This is a genomic window from Hydrogenophaga sp., from assembly GCF_035481345.1.
Classification (GTDB): domain Bacteria; phylum Pseudomonadota; class Gammaproteobacteria; order Burkholderiales; family Burkholderiaceae_C; genus Hydrogenophaga.
In genome coordinates this window covers 1-6,116 of the sequence record NZ_DATIGV010000205.1, presented here as the reverse complement: position 1 = coordinate 6,116, position 6,116 = coordinate 1, and the positions used below count along the sequence as shown (strand labels likewise).

At 69.7% G+C, this 6,116-nt stretch carries 7 protein-coding genes; 6 read left to right on the top strand and 1 reads right to left on the bottom strand.

Features of this window, described 5'->3' with window-relative positions; all coding sequences use genetic code 11:
- The first annotated feature begins 4 nt into the window (after positions 1–4).
- Positions 5–403, top strand: coding sequence for a hypothetical protein (locus VLG41_RS21620; protein WP_414652525.1), 399 nt, complete (start codon positions 5–7; stop codon positions 401–403).
- A 54-nt stretch (positions 404–457) separates the two neighbouring features.
- Here the strand turns inward: VLG41_RS21620 and uraH are convergent, their stop codons facing one another.
- Positions 458–811, bottom strand: a complete 354-nt coding sequence (gene uraH / locus VLG41_RS21615; protein WP_325351444.1) for a hydroxyisourate hydrolase — start codon at positions 809–811, stop codon at positions 458–460.
- 79 nt (positions 812–890) lie between these two features.
- Here uraH and VLG41_RS21610 point away from each other — a divergent pair, with 79 nt between their 5' ends.
- From VLG41_RS21610 to VLG41_RS21590, 5 genes are all read left to right on the top strand, one after another.
- Entirely contained in the window at positions 891–1,556 is a 666-nt protein-coding gene (locus tag VLG41_RS21610) for a GntR family transcriptional regulator (protein ID WP_325351443.1), read from the top strand.
- On the top strand, positions 1,553–2,500 hold the full coding sequence (puuE, locus tag VLG41_RS21605) for an allantoinase PuuE (RefSeq protein WP_325351442.1): 948 nt from the start codon (positions 1,553–1,555) through the stop codon (positions 2,498–2,500). The genes VLG41_RS21610 and puuE overlap by 4 nt, the downstream gene beginning before the upstream one ends.
- A gap of 4 nt (positions 2,501–2,504) precedes the next feature.
- Complete coding sequence (uraD, locus tag VLG41_RS21600) at positions 2,505–4,271, top strand: 2-oxo-4-hydroxy-4-carboxy-5-ureidoimidazoline decarboxylase (RefSeq protein ID WP_325351441.1); 1,767 nt, start codon at positions 2,505–2,507, stop codon at positions 4,269–4,271.
- 14 nt (positions 4,272–4,285) lie between these two features.
- On the top strand, positions 4,286–5,509 hold the full coding sequence (locus VLG41_RS21595) for a M20 family metallopeptidase (RefSeq protein WP_325351440.1): 1,224 nt from the start codon (positions 4,286–4,288) through the stop codon (positions 5,507–5,509).
- A gap of 19 nt (positions 5,510–5,528) precedes the next feature.
- Positions 5,529–6,116: Crp/Fnr family transcriptional regulator (locus VLG41_RS21590; protein WP_325351439.1), on the top strand; the 588-nt coding region annotated here is incomplete at its 3' end.

The following is a 6,116-nucleotide window of genomic DNA, read 5'->3' as shown; positions in this document are numbered from 1 at the left end:
CCCCATGCCCGCACCACCGCCCCCGCCGGTGAGCAGTCGGCCCACGCCCAAGCACGTGTCGAACGCCGCGTCGCCGAACGACTACCGCAAGGACGGCGCGCGCCATCTTTATGAGCGCAACGGCCACCGCATCTACAAGGGCAAGCTGCCGCCGCTGCTGCACGCGGTGGGTGTGCTGCAGGTCGAGGTGGACGACATCGGCGACATCAAGCAGGTGAACTGGATGCGCGCACCCAGCCACGCGCCCGATGTGATGCGCGAGATCGAGCGCACCGTTCGCGCGGCAGCCCCCTTCCCGGCGCCCGTGCGCATGGGCCGCGTCACGTACACCGAGGTGTGGCTCTGGGACAAGAGCGGCAACTTCCAGCTCGACACGCTGACCGAGGGACAGCGCAGCAAGTGATCTCCGTGGTTTGAGACGTTTTCGGGGCTCGCCGTCTGGCGAGCCCTTTTTGTTTCAGCTGCCGCGATACGTCGAATACGCCCAGGGACTCACCAGCAGCGGCACGTGGTAGTGCTGATCCACCCGAGCCACCCCGAAGTCCAGCGCCACACGATCGAGGAACCGCGGCTCCGGCAAGTCCACGCCGCGCGCGTCGAAGTAGCCCTTCACCTCGAACACCAGCCGATACGTTCCCACCTTCAGGGACGCGTTGTCCAGCAAGGGACCATCGGGATTGCGCCCGTCCGCATTCAGCGTGAAGCGCTTGATCAGCGTCGCCTGCTCGCCCTGCGTGGCGTACAGCGCCACCGCCATGCCCGCGGCCGGGCAGCCGTGCATCGTGTCCAGTACGTGGGTGCTCAGGCCCATGGCCATGTTCTCCAGGAAAGCGTTTTCGGTCGACCGAAAGTGTATACAGTTTGGCACGATTCTGGCTATCATCCGTCGCATGGAAACGTCCAGCACGGCCCAGATCGTCGATGCCCTCACGCGCGCCATCGTGGAGCACCGGCTGCGCCCGGGCACCAAGCTGGCCGAACAGAAGCTGGCCGACCACTTCGGCGTCTCGCGCACCCTGGTCAGGCAAGCTTTGTTCCAGCTCTCGCAGAACCGCCTCATCCGCCTGGAGCCCGCGCGCGGCGCCTTCGTCGCCACGCCCTCGGCCGACGAGGCCCGCCAGGTCTTCGCCGTGCGCCGCATGCTCGAGGTGGAGATGACCCGCGCCTTCGTGCGCCAGGCCACGCCCGCCACGCTGCGCGCCCTGCGCGAGCACCTGGCGCAGGAGCGCCAGGCCGTGCTGCAGCAGGACGTGCCCGGCCGCACCGAACTGCTGGGCGACTTTCACGTGCGCATGGCCGAGCTGATGGACAACCGCGTGCTGGCCGACCTGCTGCGCGACCTCATCTCGCGCTGCGCGCTCATCACCCTCATGTACCAGAGCAGCGAGGCCGCCGCCGATTCCTGCGAGGAACACGCCGCCATCGTCAAGGCCCTGGCCGCGCGCGACGAGGCACTGGCCGTGCGCCTGATGGACGAACACCTGCAGCACGTCGAGGCCAGCCTGGCCTTCGACCGGCCCCTGCCCGCCAACGAACTCTCACTGGCTTTGTCATGACCTACGACAGCACCGCCCCCTACCCGCGCGACCTGATCGGCCACGGCCGCGACGTGCCACACGCCCGCTGGCCGGGGGGCGCGCGCATCGCCGTGCAGTTCGTCCTCAACTACGAAGAGGGCGGCGAGAACAGCGTGCTGCACGGCGACGACGCGTCCGAGCAGTTCCTCTCCGAGATGTTCAACCCGGCGGCCTACCCCGCGCGGCACATCAGCATGGAGGGCATCTACGAATACGGCTCTCGCGCCGGCGTGTGGCGCCTGCTGCGCGAGTTCGAGCGGCGCGGCCTGCCGCTCACGGTGTTCGGCGTGGCGCACGCGCTGCAGCGCCACCGCGACGTCACGGCCGCCTTCGTCGAGCTCGGCCACGACATCGCCTGCCACGGCCTCAAGTGGATCCACTACCAGAACGTGGACGAGCCCACCGAACGCGCGCACATGGCCGAGGCCATGCGCATCCTCACCGAGCTCACGGGCCAGCGCCCGCTGGGCTGGTACACCGGGCGCGACAGCCCCAACACGCGACGCCTGGTGGCCGATTTCGGCGGCTTCGAATACGACAGCGACTACTACGGCGACGACCTGCCCTTCTGGATGAAGGTGAAGAAGAGCGACGGCAGCGACACGCACCAGCTCATCGTGCCCTACACGCTCGACTGCAACGACATGCGCTTTGCCTTGCCGCAGGGCTATTCGCACGCCGAGCCCTTCTTCCAGTACATGAAGGACACGTTCGACGTGCTGTACGCCGAGGGCGACCCGAACGGCCTGGACCGGCCCAAGATGATGAGCATCGGCATGCACTGCCGCCTGCTCGGGCGCCCCGGCCGCATCACCGCGCTGCAGCGCTTCCTCGACCACGTGCAGTCGCACGACAAGGTCTGGGTCGCGCGCCGGCTCGACATCGCGCGCCACTGGAAGACCCGGTTCCCCCAGCCCATCTGACGCCATGGCCCCCACGCTCGACACCCTCAACACCGCCGCGCCCGCCGAGGTCTTGCGCCTGCTCGACGGCCTGTACGAACACTCGCCCTGGGTGGTGGAGCGCGCGCTCGCGACGCGCCCCTTCGCCAGCCTGGCCGCGCTCAAGTGGGCGCTGGTGCAATCCGTGGCCGGCGCCATGCGCGACGACCAGCTCGCGCTGATCCGCGCCCATCCCGAACTCGCGGGCAAGGCCATGGTGGCCAACACGCTCACCAGCGAAAGCACCGGCGAGCAAAGCCGCGCGGGCCTCACGCACTGCACGCCCGAAGAATTCGCCACGCTGCAACAACTCAACGCCGACTACAACGCGCGCTTCGGCTTCCCCTTCATCCTCGCGGTGCGCGGCCCGCGCGGCAGCGGCCTCACGCGCCAGCAGATCATCGCCACCTTCCAGCGGCGCCTGAACAACCCGGTGGACTTCGAGCGCGAGGAAGCCCTGCGCAACATCCACCGCATCGCGGAGATCCGCCTGGCCGACAAGTTCGGTGCCGAGCCCGCGCTGGGCCACCACGTGTGGGACTGGCACGAAAGCCTCGCGCAACACAGCGACCCGGGCTTCAAGGAGAACGGCCAGCTCACCGTTACCTACCTGACGGAGGCGCACCAGGCCTGCCAGAAAGAACTGATGGCGCGCATGCGCGAATGCGGCTTCGACGAGGTCTCCATCGACGCCGTGGGCAACGTCGTGGGCGTGTACCACGGCGCCACGCCCGACGCGAAGCGCCTGCTCACCGGCAGCCACTTCGACACGGTGCGCAACGGCGGCAAGTACGACGGGCGCCTGGGCATCTTCGTGCCCCTGGCCTGCGTGCAGCGCCTGCACCGGGCCGGCCAGCGCCTGCCCTTTGGCATCGAGGTCGTGGCCTTCTCGGAAGAGGAAGGCCAGCGCTACAAGGCCACCTTCCTCGGTTCCGGCGCGCTCACCGGCGACTTCAACCCCGCGTGGCTGGAGCAGACCGACGCCGATGGCATCGCCATGCGCGAGGCCATGCGCGCCGCCGGGCTGCCCGGCACGCTGGACGCCATCGCCACCCTGCGCCGCGACCCGTCGCGCTACCTCGGCTTCGTCGAGGTGCACATCGAGCAGGGCCCGGTGCTCAACGAGATGGGCCTGCCGCTGGCCGTGGTCACCTCCATCAACGCCGGCGTGCGCCACGTGGGCGAGGTCATCGGCATGGCCAGCCACGCCGGCACCACGCCCATGGACCGCCGCCGAGACGCCGCCTGCGCCGTGGCCGAGCTCGCGCTCTACATGGAGCGCCGCGCCGCGCAGGACGGCGACTCGGTCGCCACCATCGGTCTGCTCAACGTGCCCGGCGGCTCCATCAACGTGGTGCCGGGGCGCTGCCAGTTCTCGCTCGACCTGCGCGCCCCCAACGACGACCAGCGCGACGCGCTGGAGCGCGACGTGCTTGCCGAGCTCAGCGCCATCTGCGAACGCCGCGGCCTGGGCCAGCGCCTGGAGCGCACCATGGCCGCATCCGCCGCGCCCAGCCACCCGGCCTGGCAGGCCCGCTGGGAACGCGCCGTGGCCGCCCTGGGCCTGCCGGTGCACCGCATGCCCAGCGGCGCCGGCCACGACGCCATGAAGCTGCACGAGGTGATGCCGCAGGCCATGCTGTTCGTGCGCGGCGAGAACAGCGGCATCAGCCACAACCCCCTGGAAAGCAGCACCAGCGACGACATCGAGCTGTGCGTGCTGGCTTTCGAGCACCTGCTCGAAAACCTGTGAATCCCCTCGCCACCATGAACCACCACCAACAACTCGACGCCTGGATCGACGCCCACTTCGACGAGCAGCTCGCCTTCCTGCAGGCCCTGGTGCGCGTGCCCACCGACACACCGCCCGGCAACAACGCGCCGCACGCCGAGCGCACCGCCGAGCTGCTGCAGGGCTTCGGCCTCGTTGCCGAACGGCACCCCGTGCCGGCGGGCGAGGTGCATGCGTACGGCCTGCAATCGATCACCAACCTCATCGTGCGGCGACGCTATGGCGAGGGGCGCACGATCGCGCTCAACGCGCACGGCGACGTGGTGCCGCGCGGCGAAGGCTGGACGCACGACCCGTACGGCGGCGAGGTGGTCGACGGCAGGCTGTACGGCCGCGCGGCAGCTGTCAGCAAGAGCGACTTCGCGACCTACACCTTCGCCGTGCGCGCACTCGAATCGTTGGGCGTACCGTTGAAGGGCGGCGTCGAGCTGCACTTCACCTACGACGAGGAGTACGGCGGCGAGCTGGGTCCGGGCTGGCTGCTCGCCCATGGCCTGACGCAACCCGACCTGCTGATCGCCGCCGGCTTCAGCTACGAGGTCGTCACCGCCCACAACGGCTGCCTGCAGATGGAAGTCACCGTGCACGGCCGCATGGCGCATGCGGCGATACCGCACACCGGGGTGGATGCATTGCAGGCCGCGGTCACCCTGCTGCAGGCGCTGTACGCGCGCAACGAGGTCTACCGCCAGACGCGCTCGCAGGTGCCGGGCATCGGCCACCCCTACCTCAACGTGGGCCGCATCGAAGGCGGCACCAACACCAACGTCGTGCCCGGCAAGGTGAGCTTCAAGCTCGACCGGCGCATGATTCCCGAAGAGGTGCCGGCCGACGTCGAGGCCGAACTGCGCCAGGTGATCGCCGAGGCCGCGGCCGGCGTGCCGGGCATCACGGTCGAGATCCGCCGACTGCTGCTGGCGCACCCGCTGACGCCGCTGGCGGGCAACGCACCGCTGGTGGACGCGCTGCAACGCCACGGCGAAGCGGTGTTCGGCCAGCGGCCGCCGACGATGGGCACGCCGCTCTACACCGACGTGCGCCTGTACTGCGAACGCGGCATCCCTGCGGTGATCTACGGGGCCGGGCCGCGCACCGTGCTCGAGTCCAACGCCAAGCGTGCCGATGAGCACCTGGTGCTCGACGACCTGAAACGCGCCACGAAGGTCGTCGCCCGCGCGCTGCTCGACCTGCTGTCGTAGCCGCCATCGACCCGCGCCGATGCCCACCCTGCACGAGATGCTGCGCGGCTCCACCTGGGGCCGCAACCTGTCGCCCGCCGAGTTCGACCGCGCCGCGCGCGAGGTCGTCGAGGTCTCGATCGCGGCCGGTGGTTACGTGGCGCGCAGCGGCGAGCCGGCCGAGCACTGGATGGGCATCATCGAGGGGCTTGCCAAGATGTCGGTCACTTCGGCCGAAGGCAAGGTCTCCACGCTGACGGGCGTCACGGCGGGCGGCTGGTTCGGCGAGGGTTCGGTGCTGAAGAAGGAAGCGCGCCGCTACGACGTGGTGGCGCTGCGCGACACGCGCGTCGCGTTGATGCCCCGCGCGACCTTCGAGTGGCTGCGCACCACCAGCCTGCCGTTCAACCACTACCTGCTCAACCTGCTGAACGCGCGGCTGGGGCTGTTCATCGGGCTGCTCGAATACGACCGGCTGCTGGGGCCGGACGCCCGCGTGGCCCGCTGCCTGGCCAGCCTGTTCAACCCCGACCTCTACCCCGAGCCCGGGCCCTACGTGGACCTGCTGCAGGGCGAAGTGGGGCTGTTGTCCGGCGTGTCGCGCCAGCGGGCCAACGTGGCCCTGCAG